The sequence below is a fragment of the Micromonospora sp. TSRI0369 genome (genome assembly GCF_001905625.1).
Classification (GTDB): Bacteria; Actinomycetota; Actinomycetes; order Mycobacteriales; family Micromonosporaceae; genus Micromonospora; species Micromonospora echinospora_A.
Map to the genome: position 1 here is coordinate 163,353 of NZ_LIVU01000003.1, position 17,696 is coordinate 181,048.

Below are 17,696 nucleotides of genomic sequence, written 5' to 3' on the forward strand. Positions count from 1 at the left end.
TCCATGGAGAGCTATGGTTTTCCCACGTCGGCCGGGCAATCATGGGCTCATGTCCGCGCCGGCACCGCCGTGGCTCACAGTCGATCGGGCCGTGGTCAGCATCGCGCTGGTCTATCCGATGCGCGGGCCGGCGGGAATGTTCGGCCCGACCTGCGAACTCTGCGCCCAACTCGCGGTCGAGGAGATCAACGCCGGTGGCGGGGTGCTGGGTCGCGAGGTGCGGCTGGTGCCCGTCGACGGTGGTGGCGCCCCGCCGGCCGAGGTGGCCGCCCAGGTGGAGGCGCTGGTGTCGGTGGGCGCCGTGCAGGGCGTGACCGGTTGGCACATCTCCTCGGTGCGGCAGGCGCTCGCGCCCCGGGTCGCGCACCGCGTGCCGTACGTCTACACCGCCCTGTACGAGGGCGGTGAGCGTACCGAGGGGGTCTATCTGACAAGCGAGACGCCGGACGCGCAGCTGTGGCCCGCGATGCGGCTGCTCGCGGGGGAGCAGGGCGTGCGCCGCTGGTTCGTGGTCGGCAACGACTACGTGTGGCCCCGGCGCACCGCGCGGGCGGCCCAGCGGTACGCGCTGCGCGGCGGTGGTCGCGTGGTGGGGCAGGCGTTCCTGCCGTTGGAGACGCACGACTTCGACGACGTGTTGCGCCGGATCGAGCGCAGCGCGGCCGACGCCGTCGTGATGCTGCTCGTGGGCGCGGACGCGGTGCGGTTCAACAGGGCGTTCGCGCGTGCCGCGATGGACCAGCGCTGCCTGCGGCTGAGCACCCTGATGGACGAGAACATGCTGCTGGCCAGCGGGGCGGGCGCGACGCGGCGGCTCTACAGCACGGCGGGCTTCTTCGCCGGCCTCGTGACGCAGGAGAACCTCGACTTCCACGGCGAGTTCGCCCGCCGGTTCGGGGTGGAGGCGCCACCGCTGGGCAGCCTGGGGGAGTCCTGCTACGAGGGCGTGATGCTGCTGGCCGCCCTGATCGGGCAGGCCCGCACCCTCGACGTACGGGCGATCGAGACGGCTGCCGACACGGTGGCGTACCACGGGCCGCGCGGTCGGCTGCAGCTGCGTCGACGGCACGTGCGCCAGCGGATCTACCTCGCCGAGGCCGACGGTCTCGACTTCACAGTGCTCGCCCAGATCTGACCGCCCGGTACAGACCCTTGACACGTCCACCCGGCGCGGCCATAAGATGCTTCCTGCGTGAAGTATCTACCCCTGGGGGCGGATACCACGATCGTCTGTCCACCGTCGGCGGAATCTGTCCGCCGACCATTGTGGTGGCAATTCTTCACCGAATTAGTCACGGCTGAAACCGTCTTACGTGCGACGGTGTCAGCCGTTGTGTCATGCGTTCTCTCCAGGTGCGCGGGAAACAGTCAATTAAGGACTGGGAAACGTCCGCGCAATCATGCCGGTCAACGCTTTGCGTGCCCGTAACCGATGCGATGACCACAGGCGACGTCCACCCGTCGACCTCGGCATCGCCAACTCCACCGGACCGCACCGACCGTCCTTTCGATACTTGAGTGCACCGCAGGGAGATTAGATGTCAGTTCTTTGGGGCCGCCGTATCCTGGCGGGTGCCATGACCCTCGTCGCCGCGGCGGCCATGACCGCGTGCGGCAGCAAGACCAGTGACGAGGGCGGCGCGGCCGGCGTCACCGCCGACGTCTCCGGCAACACCGTCAAGGTGGGCCTGCTCAACTCGCTCTCCGGCACCATGGCGATCAGCGAGGTCACCGTCCGCGACTCCATCATGCTCGCCGTCGAGGAGATCAACGCGGCCGGCGGCGTCCTCGGCAAGAAGATCCAGCCGGTCGGGGAGGACGGCGCCTCGGACTGGCCCACCTTCGCGGAGAAGGCCGAGAAGCTCATCTCCGAGGACCGGGTCGCCGCCGTTTTCGGGTGCTGGACGTCGGCCAGCCGCAAGGCGGTCAAGCCGGTGTTCGAGAAGAACAAGGCGCTGCTGTTCTACCCGGTGCAGTACGAGGGTCTGGAACAGTCGCCCTACATCTTCTACACGGGCGCGACGACCAACCAGCAGATCGTCCCCGGGCTCGACTATCTCAAGGCCCAGGGAACGAAGTCGGTCTACCTGGTCGGCAGCGACTACGTCTTCCCGCGGACGGCGAACAAAATCATCAAGGCGTACGCGGCGGCGAACGGGATGACAGTGGTCGGCGAGGATTACGCGCCGCTCGGGTCCACCGAATTCGGCACGATCGTCAACAAGGTCAAGTCGTCCGGCGCGAAGGCGGTCTTCAACACCCTCAACGGCGACAGCAACGTGGCGTTCTTCAAGGAGTACAAGTCGGCCGGGCTGACCGCCGCCGCGATGCCGGTGGTGTCGGTGTCCATCGCCGAGGAGGAGGTCAAGAGCATCGGCACCCAGTACCTGGAGGGTCAGCTGACCGCCTGGAACTACTACCAGACCACGCCCGGCGCGGCGAACGGCAAGTTCGTGGCCGCGTACAAGGCGAAGTACGGCGCGGACAAGCCGACGAGCGACCCGATGGAGGCCGCCTACGTCAGCGTCTACCTGTGGAAGGCGATGGTCGAGAAGGCCGGCGCGTTCGACGTGGAGAAGGTCCGCGGCGCCTCCGACGGAATCACCTTCGACGCGCCGGAGGGCCTGGTCACCGTCGACGGCAAGACCCAGCACATCGCCAAGACCGCCCGCATCGGCAAGGTCGGCGCGGACGGCCTGATCACCGAGGTGTGGAACTCCGGCAAGCCGATCGCGCCGGACCCGTACCTCAAGACCTATCCGTGGGCGAGCGGCCTGAGCTGACGACGCCGGCCCCGGGCGGGCACCGCGACGACGCGCCCCGCCCGGGTCCCCGACCAGCAGTACGGGAGTACCCACCGTGACAGTCCTCTTCGGTCAACTCTTCACCGGCATCAGCATCGGCGCGGTGCTGCTGCTCATCGCGCTCGGGCTGGCGCTGACCTTCGGCCAGATGAACGTCATCAACATGGCGCACGGCGAGTTCATCATGGCCGGCGCCTACACCACGTACGTGCTGCAACAGAGCATCACCGGCGCCGGCCTGTCGCTGCTGGTCGCGCTGCCGGTGGCGTTCGTGGTCGCCGGCACGATGGGGGTGCTGCTGGAGATCCTGCTGATCCGCCGGCTCTACGCCCGGCCCCTGGACACCCTGCTGGTCACCTGGGGCGTGTCCCTGATGCTGCAGCAGCTCGCCCGGGACGTCTTCGGCAGTCCGAACGTGCAGACCCGCGCGCCGGACCTGCTCACCGGCAACGTGGCGGTGCCCGGCGGGCTGACGGTCGCCAACAACCGGCTGTTCATCCTGGCCCTCGCCCTGGCCGCCGTCGCCGCCCTCACCCTGGCGCTGCGGTTCACCCCGTTGGGGCGCCGGATCCGCGCGGTCGTGCAGAACCGCGACCTCGCCGCGGTGTCCGGCATCCCCACCACCCGGGTCGACCGGACGACCTTCTTTCTCGGCTCGGGCCTGGCCGGGCTCGCCGGGGTGGCGCTCACCCTCCTCGGCCCGATCGGCCCGACCATGGGCACCAACCTGATCATCGACGCCTTCCTGGTCGTCGTGGTCGGCGGGATCGGTCAGCTCAAGGGCAGCGTGATCGTCGCCTTCGCCCTCGGGGTCCTCCAGGCCACCGGGGAGTACCTCACGACCCTCAGCGTCGCCAAGGTGATCGTCTTCGTGGCGATCGTCGCGTTCCTCCAGTGGCGGCCACAGGGCCTGTTCACCCTGCGGACCAGGAGCCTCGCATGACCGCCGTGACACCCGCGCCGCCGAGTACCGCCGGGGGCACACCGGCCCCGGCCGACATCGCGCCTCCGGGCCGGTCCGGTGACCGGTCGCGGCTGCGCACGGCGGCGGGGTTCGCGTTCGGCGCGGCGCTGCTGTTCGCCGTCGCGCCGCTGGCGCTGTCGGACTTCCGGCTGGCGCTGCTCGCCAAGTACCTCTGCGTCGCCATGGTGGCCGTCGGCATCGGCATCGCCTGGGGGCGCGGCGGCATGCTCACGCTCGGCCAGGGCGTCTTCTTCGGCCTGGGCGGCTACGCGATGGCCATGCACCTCAAGCTCGCCGACGCGGGTCCCGGTGGGATGCCCGACTTCATGCAGCTGCACGGGCAGCTCGACGAACTACCAGTCTGGTGGCGGCCGTTCGCCAGCCCGTGGTTCGCGCTGCCGGCCACGGTTCTGCTGCCGATGGCCGTCGCCTTCGGGCTCGGCTCGCTGGTGTTCCGCCGTCGTGTGCGGGGCGCGTACTTCGCCATCCTCAGCCAGGCTCTCGCCGCCGCCATGGTGATCCTGTTGATCGGCCAGCAGGGGACCACTGGTGGCACCAACGGGCTCACCGACATCCAGGGCTTCTTCGGTTACGACCTGGACGACCCGGTCAACCAGCGGATGGTCTACTTCATCATCGCCGGCGTCCTGCTCGGGCTGCTCGCGCTGGCCCGCCAGCTCATCCACAGCCGCTACGGGGAACTGCTGGTGGCGGTGCGTGACAGCGAGGAGCGGGTCCGTTTCCTCGGCTACGACCCGGCGTCGGTGAAGCTCGTCGCCTACGTGGTGGCGGCGGGTATGGCGGGCCTCGCCGGCGCGCTGTTCGTGCCGGCGGTGGGCATCATCTCGCCCGCCCTCATCGGCATCGTCCCGTCGATCGAGTTCGTCATCGGTGTGGCGGTGGGCGGCCGGGCCACGCTGCTCGGGCCGGTGCTCGGCGCGGTGGCGGTCGCCTGGGCGCGTACCGCCCTCTCCGAACGTTTCCCGGGCACCTGGACGTACCTGCAGGGTCTGCTCTTCGTGGTGGTGGTGGCGTTCCTTCCCGGCGGCCTGGCGTCGCTGTGGGCGCTGGCCCGCCGCCGCGCCGGACGGGCGGAGGTGGAGACGCGGTGAGCGACGACCGGCTGGACGGGCTGTCCGTCCGTGACGTGCGGGTCAGCTTCGACGGCTTCACCGCCGTCGACGGCGTCTCGCTGGAGGTGCCCGCCGGTGACATCCGGTTCCTGATCGGGCCGAACGGCGCCGGCAAGACCACCCTGGTCGACGCGATCACCGGGCTGGTGCGGGCCACCGGCTCGGTGCGCTTCGGCGACCAGGAGCTGCTGGGTCGCCCGGTGCACCGGATCAGCCGGCTCGGCGTCGGCCGGACGTTCCAGACGTCGACGATCTTCGAGGAGCTGTCGGTCGTGCAGAACCTCGACATCGCCGCGGGCGCCCGCCGGAGCTGGGCCACCCTGGCCCGGCGTCGGCGGGGGATCCCCGACGAGGTGGCCGCCGCGCTGGAGACCATCGGGCTGACCGGCCGGGCCGACCAGCTCGCCGGCACGCTCGCGCACGGCCAGAAGCAGTGGTTGGAGATCGGCATGCTGCTGGTGCAGGACGCGCGGCTGCTGCTGCTCGACGAGCCGGTCGCCGGGATGAGCCACGAGGAGCGCGACGCCACGGGCGCCCTGCTGGCGACGGTGAGCCGGGATCGCACGGTGGTGGTGATCGAGCACGACATGGACTTCCTGCGTCGCTTCGCGCGCAGCGTCACAGTGCTGCACGCGGGGAAGGTGCTCAGCGAGGGCACCGTGGCGCAGGTCCAGGCGGACCCGCGCGTGCAGGAGGTCTACCTCGGCCATCCGGTCGACGCCGGGCCGGTCCCCAGCGGTCTGGAGGCATGATGCTGACCCTGAGTGGGGTGCACGCCGGATACGGACGTTCCCGGGTGCTGCACGGCGTGGACCTCGCCGTCCCGCCCGACGGGGTGGCCGCGGTGCTCGGGCACAACGGCGCCGGTAAGAGCACCCTGCTGCGGGTCGCGGCAGGCCTGCTGCGCCCGACCGCCGGCACCGTCGAGCTGGACGGCGAGGACGTCACCCGTCTCGCGCCGCACGAGCGGGTGGCGCGCGGCATGGCGTACGTCCCGCAGGGCCAGCAGTGCTTCCCGCACCTGACGGCGGCGGAGAACCTGCGCCTCGTCGCCGACGCCCGGCGCGACGGCGCGGTGGCGACGGCGGAGGTGCTGGACCTGTTCCCGGCGCTGCGTCCGCTGCTGCGGCGGCGGGCCGGGCTGCTCTCCGGTGGTCAGCGTCAGCAGCTCGCCATCGCCCGCGCGTTGATCACTCGGCCGCGGCTGCTCATGCTCGACGAGCCGACCGAGGGCATCCAGCCGTCGGTGGTCGCCGAGATCCAGGAGCGGATCGTCGAGCTGACCCGGCAGTCCGGCTTCAGCGTGCTGCTCGTCGAGCAGCACCTCGGGTTCGCGCTGCGGGTGGCGAACCGCTACCACGTCCTCGAATCCGGCCGGGTCACCTCGCACGGCGACGGGGGAGTGACGGCGGAGCGGGAGGTACGGGCGGCTCTCGCGGTCTGATCCGGCCCGGTCCAATTTACATTGACAGCCATCTTTACTAACATCGTGGCTGGGAGTCGCCATGCGCTGTTGGGCAGCAGTGCCGTCCTCACGGACGGCTTGAATCGATCGGCGTCATCTTCTCCGGGGTGGGCACCCAGCGAGGGTCACTGGGCGCCGGCGCATCCACTGGAGCATCATGAAAATCTCACGGACAGCGCGCCGTCTGGGACTGGGCGCGGTCGTAGGTCTCCTCGCCTCGTTCACGATGGTCGTGGTCAACCAGGCCGGTCCGGCCTCGGCGCACGGATCGGTCACCAACCCGCCGTCACGCAACTACGGATGTTACGAGCGCTGGGGTTCCGACCATCTCAACCCCGCGATGGCCCAGAGCGACCCGATGTGCTGGCAGGCGTGGCAGGCCAACCCGAACACCATGTGGAACTGGAACGGCCTGTACCGCGAGAACGTCGGCGGCAACCACCAGGCCGCCGTGCCGGACGGACAGCTGTGCAGCGGCGGTCGCACCCAGAACGGCCTGTACGCCTCGCTCGACGCGGTCGGCGCGTGGACGGCGAAGCCGATGCCGAACAACTTCACGCTGACGCTGACCGACGGCGCCAAGCACGGCGCCGACTACATGTTGATCTACATCACCAAGCAGGGCTTCGACCCGACCACCCAACCCCTCACCTGGAACAGCCTCGAACTGGTGCTGCGCACCGGCAGCTACCCGACCACCGGGCTCTACGAGGCGCAGGTGAACGCGGGCAACCGCACCGGGCGGCACGTCGTCTACACCATCTGGCAGGCGTCCCACCTCGACCAGCCGTACTACCTCTGCAGTGACGTGATCTTCGGCGGTGGCGGCAACCCGCCGCCGACGACCCCGCCGCCCACCACGCCGCCGCCCACCACCCCGCCGCCGACGACTCCGCCGCCCACCACGCCGCCGCCGGCCGGCAACGGTGCCTGCACCGCCACCTACCGCAAGAGCAGCGAGTGGTCCGGTGGCTTCGGCGCCGAGGTCACCGTCAAGGCCGGCAACGCCGCCATCTCCGGATGGACGGTGGCGTGGACCTGGCCCAACGGCCAGAGCATCACCAACGCCTGGAACGCGACGGTCACCTCGAGCGGTTCGTCGGTCTCCGCGTCGAACGTCGCCTACAACGGTTCCCTGAGCGCCAACGCCAGCACCAGCTTCGGCTTCAACGCCTCCTGGAACGGCACCAACTCCACACCCACCCTCACCTGCACCGCCCGGTAACAGCGTCTGCGGTGGGGTGGCGCGGCACGCGCCACCCCACCGCAGGCAGGGCCCTGCGCCACCATCAGGAACCGCGACGAGGTGAGGAACGACCATGATTTCCCGGGTAGGCGTCAGCGGCTGGCACCGAAGCGTCTTCGTGTGGATCGAGGTGTGCCTGCTGGCCGCGTCGCTCGGTGTGGCCGCCCTGATCACCCCGAAGACGGACCCGGCAGTTCTCCGCCAAGAGATCCTGACCCGGATGCGTACGACCCTCGAGCAGGCGGACCCGAAAGATCATCAGCACGCCGGGCACACCGTCCCAGAGGCGCCAGCCGGAGAGCAGGCCGCGCCGACGATCGTCTGCGGAGTCCATGTCTACGGCTACGAGCCCGCCGGGGCCGCCACACTGGCCGACGTCGCGACGGTCTACGGCTTCCACCTCTGCGGCGTCGCCGAACAGAAGCGCCATTGGGACGGAGCGGTCAAACTCGTCGGCCCGCTGATCATGGACATGACCACCCAACCTCCCGGCATCGAGGTGGTCGAGGCGACCGCCGACGTCAGGTTCGTCGACCGGCTACGCGAGATGTTCCCCGACAAGTACGAGGAACTGGCACTCAGGGAAGCGTTGCCCGCATCGGAGATGGCCGACCTGCGGCGCCGGTACGACGACGCCGCCGGCCTCTGACCACGCCGGGCGGCCGACACCCGCCGGCGGGCAAGCGGCCTGGCCGGCAGCAGATCGTCAACGGTGGGGATGACTCTCCTTCCGCCGTCTGCGGCAGCTGTTGCGCCGGTTCACGCCCGCGGCGGGTCCAGGAAGCGTTGTGCCAGGTCGGCGAGGGTGTCGGCGGTGGTGTCGACGGGCGCGGTCGGCAGCACGATGTGGCTGACGACCAGTCGCGCGAGGGATTCGGCGCCGACGGTGACGTCATCGGGCGGCACCCGGGGCAGGTGCGTGCCCGCCCACTCTCTCAGCACTGTGACGGCGGCGGCCAGGGCCAGGTCGGCGCGGGTGGTCAGGTAGGGGAGCAGGGCGTCGGTGCCTCGGGCGCTGTTGAGGACGGCTTTGACCAGCGGGTCGGTGCCGGCTTGCGTCAACACGAACGTGACCGCGGCATGGACGGCGGCCCGCACGTCGCTGCCGTGTGCGGACAACGCCTCCCGTACGCCGTCCATGAACCGGTCGATCTCGCGGTGTGCGATGGCTTCGCCGAGTCCGGCCTTGTTGGTGAACTCGTTGTAGAGCGTCTGCCTGCTCACGCCCACGCGGGCCGCCACGTCGGCCATTCGTACCGCGTCCCAGCCGCGGTCGATCGCCAGGTCGCGGCCGGCCTTGATGACCGCGTCGCGCAGGTGGCGGCGCGCGGTGTGGCGATAAGGCGGAGGGTCGACCATGGTGCGCCGAGTCTATCGACTGGACACATGCGCCTTGCGTGCCCACCAAATTGACGCAGAGCAGGATATTGTCAAGCGTGGGTATCCGTGTGACAGTCGACGCAGCGCTCGACACTCCGGAGGCGGCACATGCAGACCTCGCTCGATGCTCCAGCGGTCGCCGCCGGTTGGCATGACGGCAAGAAGCACCTGTGGCCACTGGCTCTTCTCGTGCCGGTGCTGCCGTTCCTGGCGTACGCGTTGTGGAAGGCCGGCGCGGGACCCGCTGCCTGGTGGCTCACCCCGGCGGTGGTCTTCGGACTCATTCCGATCATCGACGTGCTGCTCGGTGACGACGGAGAAAACCCGCCCGACGACGTCGCCCGGCGGTTGCAGGAGGTCCGTTACTACCGCTGGATCACGTTCCTGTTCCTGCCGGTGCAGTACGCCGCCCTGCTGCTCGGAGCATGGGTCTGGACGCGTGGCGGCCTCGGTGTCGCCGGCGCCGCCGGCCTGGTCGCCACCATCGGAATCGTCAACGGACTGGCCATCAACACCGCACACGAGCTCGGCCACAAGCGCGAAACGGTCGAGCGGTGGATGTCGAAGATCGCGCTCGCGCCCACCGGGTACGGCCACTTCTACGTCGAGCACAACCGCGGACACCATGTCCGTGTCGCCACACCGGAGGACCCGGCCAGCGCCAGGCTGGGGGAGAGCTTCTACTCGTTCTGGCCACGTACGGTCTGGGGCAGCCTCATCTCGGCGTGGCGGCTGGAGATCGGCCGCTTCCGGCTGCGGCACAAGAGTCCGTGGACGCTGCGCAACAACCTGCTCAACGCCGGACTCATGACCGTCGTGCTCTTCGCCCTGCTGATCGCGGTGTTCGGATGGCGGCTCGTGCCCTTCCTGCTCCTGCAGGCGATCGTCGGCTTCTCGCTGCTGGAAGCGGTCAACTATCTCGAGCATTACGGATTGTGCCGCCGGCGCGCGGCCACCGGCCGCTTCGAGAAGGTCGACCCACGGCACAGCTGGAACAGCGACCGCGTCGTCACCAACGTGTTCCTCTTCCAGTTGCAACGCCACAGCGACCACCACGCCAACCCGCTGCGCCGCTACCAGACGCTGCGCAGCTTTGACGTCTCGCCGCGGCTGCCCGGAGGCTACGCCTCGATGGTGTTGCTCGCTTTCGTTCCGCCGCTGTGGTACCGGGTGATGAACCCACGGGTTCTGGCGCACTACGGCGGCGACCTGAACCTCGCCAATCGCAACCCCCGCGCCGAGGCCCGACTGCGGCGCCGCTACGGCCGGCCCGCAGCGGACACCACCTAGCTGCCGGTAGACCTCGGCCCTGCGCCGCGAATTGCGAGCACCCTTCTTATTTACATAGACGGGGATTACGCTCTGGGCCAGTCCTGAGGTGGATCACATCGGAGGTTCCTATGAGGAGAATGACCATCCGTCGCACGTCTGCGCTCCGCCTGGTGTCCGGCGCACGCCGGCTGTGGATCGAGTGGTGCTGGTAACTGCCGGTCCGGCGGGCGCTCCCGGGCGCCCGCCCCTGCGGCGGTGGGCCCTGCGGTGACCGGCGGGCCGGAGCGCTACGACTGCCACCGCGACCATGGTCCGTACGCGGGGGTCTCGGCCTTCCTCGGCCGGGTCGCCGCCGACCGCCCCCGCCTGGCGGCCCGGCACGCGGTCGAACTGCGCGCGATCGCGCCCCAACTCGATCCGGCGGCCCGGCCGGCCGCCGAGGAGGAGCCGATCCGTTTCCACCCCGCCCGCCGTACCGCCTGCCTGGCCTACGGCGCGGCGGAACTGGTGGCGGCCTGGGCCGGCACGCTCCGGCGGCCCGTGACCGTCCGGTTCGATCACGTCGCCAGCGCCGACGAGACGACCACCGAGCTGCTGGACGCGCTGGCCCGCCGGCTCGGGCCGGCCCCGGTGCGCCTCGACCTACGCGACGAAGGGGCCCCGGCCCCGGCGCCCGACGAGCGCACCCCGCAGGCGCTGCGGCGGGCACTGGGCGACAGCCTGGCCCGCGGCTACTACCACCACGCGGCCCGGGTCGCCCGGCGCGGGCGGGCGACGGTCACCCCCGACGGCGACCTGCGGCACTGGTGGGCGTTCACCACCGGCCTGGCGACCGCCCTGGCGGCCCTGAACCGGGCCCCCGAGGCGCTCGACCTCTACGACGAGGCGCGGGCCGTCACCGACGACCCGAAGATCACTATGTCAGCGGCGTACGCCACCGCCATGCTGCACGCCCGGCACTTGCCGGCCGCCGACCAGGACCCGGCGCAGGCCCGGCACTGGCTGGAGCGGGCGCTGCGCCTTGCCGCCGAGCTGGCCGACCCACGCCAGCGGTTGCTGTCGACGGTCTTCTACGAGCAGGGTCTGGCGCTGTTGGACAGCCGGGCAGGCCGGCCCGACCGCGCGCTGCGGCTCGTCGACGACGGCCTGGCCCGGCTGACGGCTGCGCTCGGCCCCGGCGAACGCCGGCAGGACCTGGCCCGGCTGCGCCACAACCGGGCGCAGGTTCACCTCGCGCTGGGCGACCCGGCGCGGGCGCTGGCCGACCTGAACACCGTGATCGCCCACGACCCGGACAACTGCGAGTACTACGTGGACCGCGCCGCCCTCTACCGGGCGGCGGGCCGGACCCGGGCCGCGATCAGGGATTACGACGCCGCCATCCGGCTGGGACCGCACCTGCCCGAGGCGTACTACAACCGGGCCGTGCTCCACCACGAGCGGGGCCGCCCCGAGCGGGCGCGCGCCGACCTGGAGCGGGTGCTCGCCATCGCGCCCGGGCACCTCGACGCCCGGATCGCCCTGGTCAACCTGCACGTGGAGCGCGGCGCGCTCGACGCCGCCGAGGCCGGCGCGCGGGCCGGGCTGGCCGGCGCTCCGCACGAGCCCGCGCTGCTGTGCACCCTGGGCCTGGTTCTCGCCGAGCGCGGCCGGCCCGCCGAGGCCGACGAACTGCTCACCCGGGCTCTGAGCGGGGACCCCGAGCTGGTGGAGGCGTGGACGAACCGGGCCGCCGCCCGGTTCGAGCGCGGCGACGTGGCCGCCGCGCTCGCCGACCTGGACCGGGCGGTGGCGCTGTCGGAGGCTCCCGTGCCGCGCTACAACCGGGGCACGGCCCTGGCCCGGCTGGGCCGGTGGGACGAGGCGGCCCGCGACTTCGCCCGGGCGCTCGCCCAGCCCGGCCTGGACCGGGCCCTGCGCCGGGATCTGCGCGCGGAACTCGCCCGCTGTCGCCGGGCGCTGGCCGCCTGACCCGGCCGGCGTAGCCCGGGAGACTGCCGAAGACGCGCGGGCCGCTACTGCCGCTCTGGCCCGGCCCATGATCGCCGCCGGTCGTCACCTGCCGTCGCCGACGTTCACAGCAGCCGGCGGCGGGTCAGGAGCCGGAAGGCCAGATAGCCCGGTGGTACCGGGAGCCAGAACGTCGCGAGACGGTAGATCAGGGTGCCCGCGATGGCGGCGTCCAGCGGCACTCCGTAGAGCAGCAGACCGGAGACGAGCGCGGCTTCGGTGGCGCCGAGCCCGCCGGGGGTGGGCGCGGCGGACGAGACACCCTCGCCGACGAGGGAGACCAGGATCACCGGGGGCAGGTGGGCCAGCGGGACCGGGCCGGCGGCGATCAGCGCGAGGTAGAGACAGAGGCCATAAGTGAGGGTGAGCGCCGTCGACGCGACGACGAGCCACCGCAGCCCGTGGTGGTGGCGCAGCTCGCGCAGCGCGGTCACGACCTGGCCGGCCGCCGCGCGTCCACGCCGCCGGACCCGGGGTACGGCGAGCACCCCGGCGAGGACCAGCAGCACGGTCAGGGCGCCCAGTAGCAGCGGAAGTGCCCTGGCCGCGTCGTGGGTGAGGATGCTGGCGGGCTGGCGGGCGAACGGCAGCAGCACCGGTAGCAGCACCACCACCGAGAACATCCCGGCGGCGCGGGAGACGGCGACGGCGGTGCCCGCGTCGGCGGCGACGAGTCCCTTCTGGTGCAGGTAACGCAGGCTGAGCGCGACGCCGCCGAGGCTGCCGGGGGCCAGCCGGTTGGCGAATGACGCGGCTACCTGCGCCAGGGTGGCCTCGCCCAGCGGGACGCGGCCGGCCGTGGCCAACCGGAGCACGAGGCCGCTGAGCAGGTAGGTCAGGGCGGAGCCGAGCAGCGTCGCGGCGACCGCTACCGGGTTGGCGTGCACGATCAGACCCAGGGCGGTGCGGATCTCGCCGAGCTGGGGGAGCAGCAGGTGCACTACCAACCCCAGGACCAGCAGCTCCAGGACGGTGCGGCGGCTGATCCGGACCACCTTCGCCGCCGGGCGGTCGCGGTCCGGGCTGCGTCGCAGGATCTCCTGGCGGAGGCTGTCGAGCATGCCGGGCCGGGCGCGCAGGGCGGTCCGGCCGGCGCGGGACAGCACCGCGGGTTGCAGGAACGGCACGCTGTCCGCGACCGCCGCGCCACCCAGGCGGTCGATCGCCGCAGCGACCACGCAGGCCGGGTCGACCCGGCTGGACAGGGCGACCATCAGCTCGACGACGTCGCGGGCCCGCTGCTCGGCCGAGGCGTCGTCGGCGCCGAAGCCCAGGTCCACCAGGTGGACGTGGTCCCGGCCGACGAGCACATTCGCGGCGCGCAGGTCCCGGTGCGCGATGCCCACCCGGTGCAGACGCGCCACCTGGTCCCAGGCGTCGCGCACGGCGGGTAGCGGGACCGGCCCGACGACGGCGTGCAGCGGGGCGGCGTCGATGAACTCCTGCACCAGCACGGCGTCGCCACCGGGCGCGGCGGCGGTCGTGACGACGGCCGGTATCCGCACGCCGGCGCGCGCGGCGAGCAGGGTCAGACAGGTCTCGTGTTCGCTCTGCTGCCGTGCGCTCAGGTACGGCGGCGCGTCGGCCACGTGGCGGTAGCGCATCCGCCGGTAAAGCTTGTAGACCCAGTCCGCGTCGCGTTGCTCTCCGCCGGTCACCTTGACGAACAGTCGCCGTCCGCCGGTGGTGACCGCCTGCCACGGCTGCGAGCCTCGGGCGTCGCCGTGGATCGGCGCCAACCGTGCCACCTCGATCCCGCGCCGCCGCAGCGTCGCCCGCAGTGCGGGGACCGACCGTTGCGGCCCGACCTCGCCGACCACGAGTCGGGTCAGACACACCGCGAGCCAGCCGACGAGGACGCCGCCGGCCACATCGATCGGCAGATGTGCTCCGACGTGGATCCGCGCGACGGCGACCAGCCCGATCACCACCCAGGCGGCGCGGCGCCACCGGGGGCCGCCGGCCCACGCGGCGACGAGCGCCAGGGCGGTGGCGACCGCGACGTGTCCCGACGGGTACCCGAGGCGTCCGGTGATCGTCTCACGCAGGACCACGTCGGTGAGCAGCGCCGAGGGCCGCTGCCGGGCGACCGTGGCCTTGCCAGCTGCCGCGAGCCAGTACGCCAGATTCCCGGCCAGCAGGAGAGTCCACGCGGTGCCGATGCGGCGTGCGATGACGGCTGCTGCGGCGGCGACGAACACCGCCGGGTACGAGCCCAGCTGCATGACCACGACCAGGACCGGGGTCAGCCCGGCGGGAAGGTGGTTGAGCAGGGTGAACAGGTCCTGCTCCCAGCGCGGCACCCGCTGGCTGCGTACGGCCGCGCTGAGCGCCGCCAGAAGGCACGCCGAGACGGTCAGGCTGACCAGCAACGCCGGGGACGGGCGATGCGTACGCGCTCCCACCGGTCCTCGGCCGCCCCTCGTCCGGCACCGTCCCTGCCGTCGACCCGAACCCTACGGTTCGCCCGCCCGCGGGAGGCACTTCTCTCTCACCGGCCACCCTCCGGGGCGACAATCATCGGGTGGACAGGGTCGTGGCGGTGCTCGTGGGGCTGCCGCCGCTGCTCGTCCTGACCCTGGTGTTCGTCCTGCCGGCCCTGGAGTCCTCGACGCTGCTCGGGCTGGTCGTACCGGGTGAGACAGCGATCCTGATCGGTGGATTGGTGGCCCACGGTGGCGCGCTGCCGCTGTGGGCGGTGGTGGCCGCCGGGGCGGCCGGGGCCTGCCTCGGTGACCAGGCCGGGTACGCCCTCGGCCGCCGGTACGGCGCGGGTGTGCTCGCCCGCGCCCCGCGAGTGCTGCGCCGGCGCCTCGACATCGCGCGGGCCCGCCGCCTGGTCGCCCGTCGCGGGGCGTGGGCGGTGCTCATCGGACGCTGGGTGGCGGTGCTGCGGGCCGTGGTTCCCATGATCGCCGGCGCCGGTGGGATGCGGTGGCCGGTGTTCCTGCGGGCTAACCTGGCCGGCGGGCTGGTGTGGGCGACGGCCGTGGCGCTGCTGGGCTACCTGGGCGCCGCCTCCTACCGCTATCTGGAACGGGAACTGGGCATCGGGGAGTGGGCGCTGCTGGCCCTGATCGGCGTCGGCGTGGCGCTGCGGGCGTGGCAGAGGGCACGGCGCGAACCGGCTGACGGTGAGCGGGGAGGCCAATCACCCGCGCGCGGTGGGGCGGATCGGTAGCGTCGCCGAGGGGGTGGCCGGCGACCGCGGACGCAGTGGAGCGCGGGCCCAACCGGGTCGACGCGGGCGCCAGGCGGGGCTGGCGGCTCCTGCTGTCGCAGGACGGCGACGGCGGACCGTGACGGTCTCGCATCCATCGGTGACCACCTATTGACAAACAATATTAACAATTGGACTCTGCTGAGAGAGCGCTCTCCCGTCCCTGTCTCCAGCGAGGTGTCGCCATGCGTCTTCGAAGAAAGCTGCTCGCCGCTGCGTCCGCACTGCTCGCCGGGCTCGCGGTCACCGTCGTCGCCACGCCCGCCCACGCGGTCGGACCGGCGTTGCTGCCCGTCACCGTCACCAACACCACCGGTCGCAGCGACCCGGTCTACCTCTATGTCATCGGCGTCCAGCTGTCCTCCGGCCGGCTCGGCTACGTCACCTCCGGCGGCACCTTCGTGCCGTGGAGCGGCGGGCAGATCCCGCCGTCGCCCGCGCCGGACGTCTCCATACCGGGCCCCGGCAACGGTGGCAGCACCACGATCCAGTTTCCCCGGGGCTTCTCCGGTCGGGCCTACTTCGCCCTCGGGCAGAAGCTGAAGTTCTTCCTCACCCCGGACGGGCTGGTGCAGCCCGCGCCCTGGGCGGCCGGTGACGCGAACCGCGACATCCTCTTCGACTGGAGTGAGTTCACCTACAACGACTCCGGGCTGTGGCTCAACAGCTCCCAGGTCGACATGTTCGCGATCCCGCACGCGGTCACCGTGACCGGCGTCAACGGCGTCACCAAGCGCACCGGCGACGTGGTGGCCAACGGACGCAACGCGGTCATCGACGGCATCCGGGCGCAGCCGGGCTGGGCCAACACCGTCCACACCCGCTCCGACGGGACCGTGCTGCGCGTCCTGGCTCCGGGGAAGGCAGCCGGGGCCGGCCTGCTGAGCACCACCTACCTGGACTCGTACATCGCCTCCGCGTGGAACGCGTACACCACGAAGACCTTGACCGTGACGCCCTTCGCCGACCAGCCGGCCATCCGGTACTACGGCCGCACCTCGGGCAACACCATGACCTTCACCAACGGCAGCGGCCAGGTGGTCGCCTCCTTCAACCGGCCCTCCTCGGCCAGCGTCTGGGGCTGCGACGGCGACCTGCCCGCGCCGAACGACCAGGTGGTCGGCCCGATCTCGCGCACGCTCTGCGCCGCCCTCAACCGAGGCACGCTCGGCACCATCGACACCCAGCCCAGCACGAACGCCGCCGACTTCTACCGCAGCAACCCCACCAACCAGTACGCCCGCCTGATCCACGCCAACATGACCGACGGCCGGGCGTACGCGTTCGCCTTCGACGACGTCGGCGGATTCGAGTCACTGGTGCACGACGGCGACCCCCGTTCGGCCGGACTGCTCCTCAGCCCGTTCACCGGCGGTGGGGGCGGCAACCCGACCACCGGGGTGCCCGTGGTCAGCAACTGGAACAACAAGTGCGTCGACGTGCCGAGCTCCAACTTCGTCGACCGCGTGCCGCTGCAGATGTGGAACTGCAACAACACCAACGCGCAGAAGTGGACGTTCAGCGGCACGGCGCTGAAGAGCCAGAATGACAAGTGCATGGACATCGACGCCGGGTCCACCGCCAACGGTGCGGTGGTGCAGCTCTACACCTGCAATGGCACCGGCGCTCAGCAGTTCACCCTGAACGCGGCCGGAGACCTGGTCAACCTTCAGGCCAACAAGTGCGTCGACATCAAGGACCGGAACGGCAACGACGGCGCGAGGCTCCAGCTCTGGGACTGCACGGGCGCGGCCAACCAGAAGTGGCGCAAGGGCTGACCGGCCCTGCGACGGGGGCGGGGGCCGACCGCGAGTCGCTCCCGCCACCCGCCGCGACGGCTCGCCGTCCCGCAGGACGGACGCGCCGACCACGCCGGCTCACCGCCCCATACGATGGACAACGGTGCTGGTTCGCCGTGCCCGTGAAGGGTGTGGCGTCGTAAGAGGGAACCCGGTGTGAGTCCGGGACTGCCCCGCAGCGGTGAGTGGGAACGACAGCCGTCATCGAAGCACTGGACCGTGAGGTCTGGGAAGCGACGGCCAGTAGGTGACCGGATGGACCGGTCGCGCCCGCGAGTCCGAAGACCTGCCCGCACCGCGCACACCGTCCGGTGTGCGCCGCCGACGGTCGCTCGGGACGGCCGGTGCGGAAGCCGGTACGCCGCCTGTACCCCTTCCCTCCCTGCCCCGATCGGCCTCGTGT

General features: G+C 71.5%; 14 protein-coding genes and 1 riboswitch. Of the genes, 12 read left to right on the forward strand and 2 right to left on the reverse strand.

Annotated features, from left to right (window positions below; translation table 11 throughout):
- The first annotated feature begins 49 nt into the window (after positions 1–49).
- From AMK25_RS09675 to AMK25_RS09710, 8 genes are all read left to right on the forward strand, one after another.
- Positions 50–1,135, forward strand: a complete 1,086-nt coding sequence (locus AMK25_RS09675; RefSeq protein ID WP_073827841.1) for a substrate-binding domain-containing protein — start codon at positions 50–52, stop codon at positions 1,133–1,135.
- A 442-nt stretch (positions 1,136–1,577) separates the two neighbouring features.
- Positions 1,578–2,783: an urea ABC transporter substrate-binding protein gene (urtA, locus tag AMK25_RS09680; protein WP_225980764.1), complete on the forward strand. Its 1,206-nt coding sequence runs from the start codon at positions 1,578–1,580 to the stop codon at positions 2,781–2,783.
- A 76-nt stretch (positions 2,784–2,859) separates the two neighbouring features.
- Positions 2,860–3,747, forward strand: coding sequence for an urea ABC transporter permease subunit UrtB (gene urtB, locus AMK25_RS09685; RefSeq protein ID WP_073827843.1), 888 nt, complete (start codon positions 2,860–2,862; stop codon positions 3,745–3,747).
- Positions 3,744–4,880 carry an urea ABC transporter permease subunit UrtC gene (gene urtC, locus AMK25_RS09690; RefSeq protein WP_073827844.1) on the forward strand — a complete coding sequence of 379 codons (1,137 nt, stop codon included), beginning with the start codon at positions 3,744–3,746 and terminating at the stop codon, positions 4,878–4,880. Before urtB ends, urtC begins: the two co-directional genes overlap by 4 nt.
- Positions 4,877–5,653, forward strand: a complete 777-nt coding sequence (gene urtD, locus AMK25_RS09695) for an urea ABC transporter ATP-binding protein UrtD (RefSeq protein ID WP_073827845.1) — start codon at positions 4,877–4,879, stop codon at positions 5,651–5,653. Before urtC ends, urtD begins: the two co-directional genes overlap by 4 nt.
- Positions 5,653–6,345 carry an urea ABC transporter ATP-binding subunit UrtE gene (gene urtE, locus AMK25_RS09700; protein WP_073827846.1) on the forward strand — a complete coding sequence of 231 codons (693 nt, stop codon included), beginning with the start codon at positions 5,653–5,655 and terminating at the stop codon, positions 6,343–6,345. Before urtD ends, urtE begins: the two co-directional genes overlap by 1 nt.
- A 178-nt stretch (positions 6,346–6,523) precedes the next feature.
- Positions 6,524–7,591, forward strand: a complete 1,068-nt coding sequence (locus AMK25_RS09705; protein ID WP_073827847.1) for a lytic polysaccharide monooxygenase auxiliary activity family 9 protein — start codon at positions 6,524–6,526, stop codon at positions 7,589–7,591.
- Between the two features lie 94 nt (positions 7,592–7,685).
- The gene (locus AMK25_RS09710; protein ID WP_073827848.1) at positions 7,686–8,261 is read left to right on the forward strand and encodes a hypothetical protein; all 576 of its coding nucleotides are present in this window, start codon (positions 7,686–7,688) and stop codon (positions 8,259–8,261) included.
- A gap of 110 nt (positions 8,262–8,371) precedes the next feature.
- On the opposite strand, the gene AMK25_RS09715 is transcribed toward AMK25_RS09710, so the two are convergent.
- Entirely contained in the window at positions 8,372–8,971 is a 600-nt protein-coding gene (locus AMK25_RS09715) for a TetR family transcriptional regulator (RefSeq protein ID WP_073827849.1), read from the reverse strand.
- 129 nt (positions 8,972–9,100) lie between these two features.
- Between AMK25_RS09715 and AMK25_RS09720 the strand changes: the two genes are divergently transcribed.
- On the forward strand, positions 9,101–10,282 hold the full coding sequence (locus tag AMK25_RS09720) for an alkane 1-monooxygenase (protein WP_073827850.1): 1,182 nt from the start codon (positions 9,101–9,103) through the stop codon (positions 10,280–10,282).
- Positions 10,283–10,519: 237 nt separating this feature from the next.
- Positions 10,520–12,235, forward strand: a complete 1,716-nt coding sequence (locus AMK25_RS32970) for a tetratricopeptide repeat protein (RefSeq protein WP_274534155.1) — start codon at positions 10,520–10,522, stop codon at positions 12,233–12,235.
- A 104-nt stretch (positions 12,236–12,339) separates the two neighbouring features.
- On the opposite strand, the gene AMK25_RS09730 is transcribed toward AMK25_RS32970, so the two are convergent.
- Positions 12,340–14,679: a lysylphosphatidylglycerol synthase domain-containing protein gene (locus tag AMK25_RS09730; RefSeq protein ID WP_073827852.1), complete on the reverse strand. Its 2,340-nt coding sequence runs from the start codon at positions 14,677–14,679 to the stop codon at positions 12,340–12,342.
- A 119-nt stretch (positions 14,680–14,798) separates the two neighbouring features.
- Here AMK25_RS09730 and AMK25_RS09735 point away from each other — a divergent pair, with 119 nt between their 5' ends.
- Together AMK25_RS09735 and AMK25_RS09740 are read left to right on the forward strand one after the other, a co-directional pair.
- Positions 14,799–15,455, forward strand: a complete 657-nt coding sequence (locus AMK25_RS09735) for a DedA family protein (protein WP_073827853.1) — start codon at positions 14,799–14,801, stop codon at positions 15,453–15,455.
- 224 nt (positions 15,456–15,679) lie between these two features.
- Entirely contained in the window at positions 15,680–17,272 is a 1,593-nt protein-coding gene (locus AMK25_RS09740; RefSeq protein WP_073827854.1) for a beta-1,3-glucanase family protein, read from the forward strand.
- 111 nt (positions 17,273–17,383) lie between these two features.
- Positions 17,384–17,601, forward strand: a riboswitch (cobalamin riboswitch).
- The last annotated feature ends 95 nt before the right edge of the window (positions 17,602–17,696 follow it).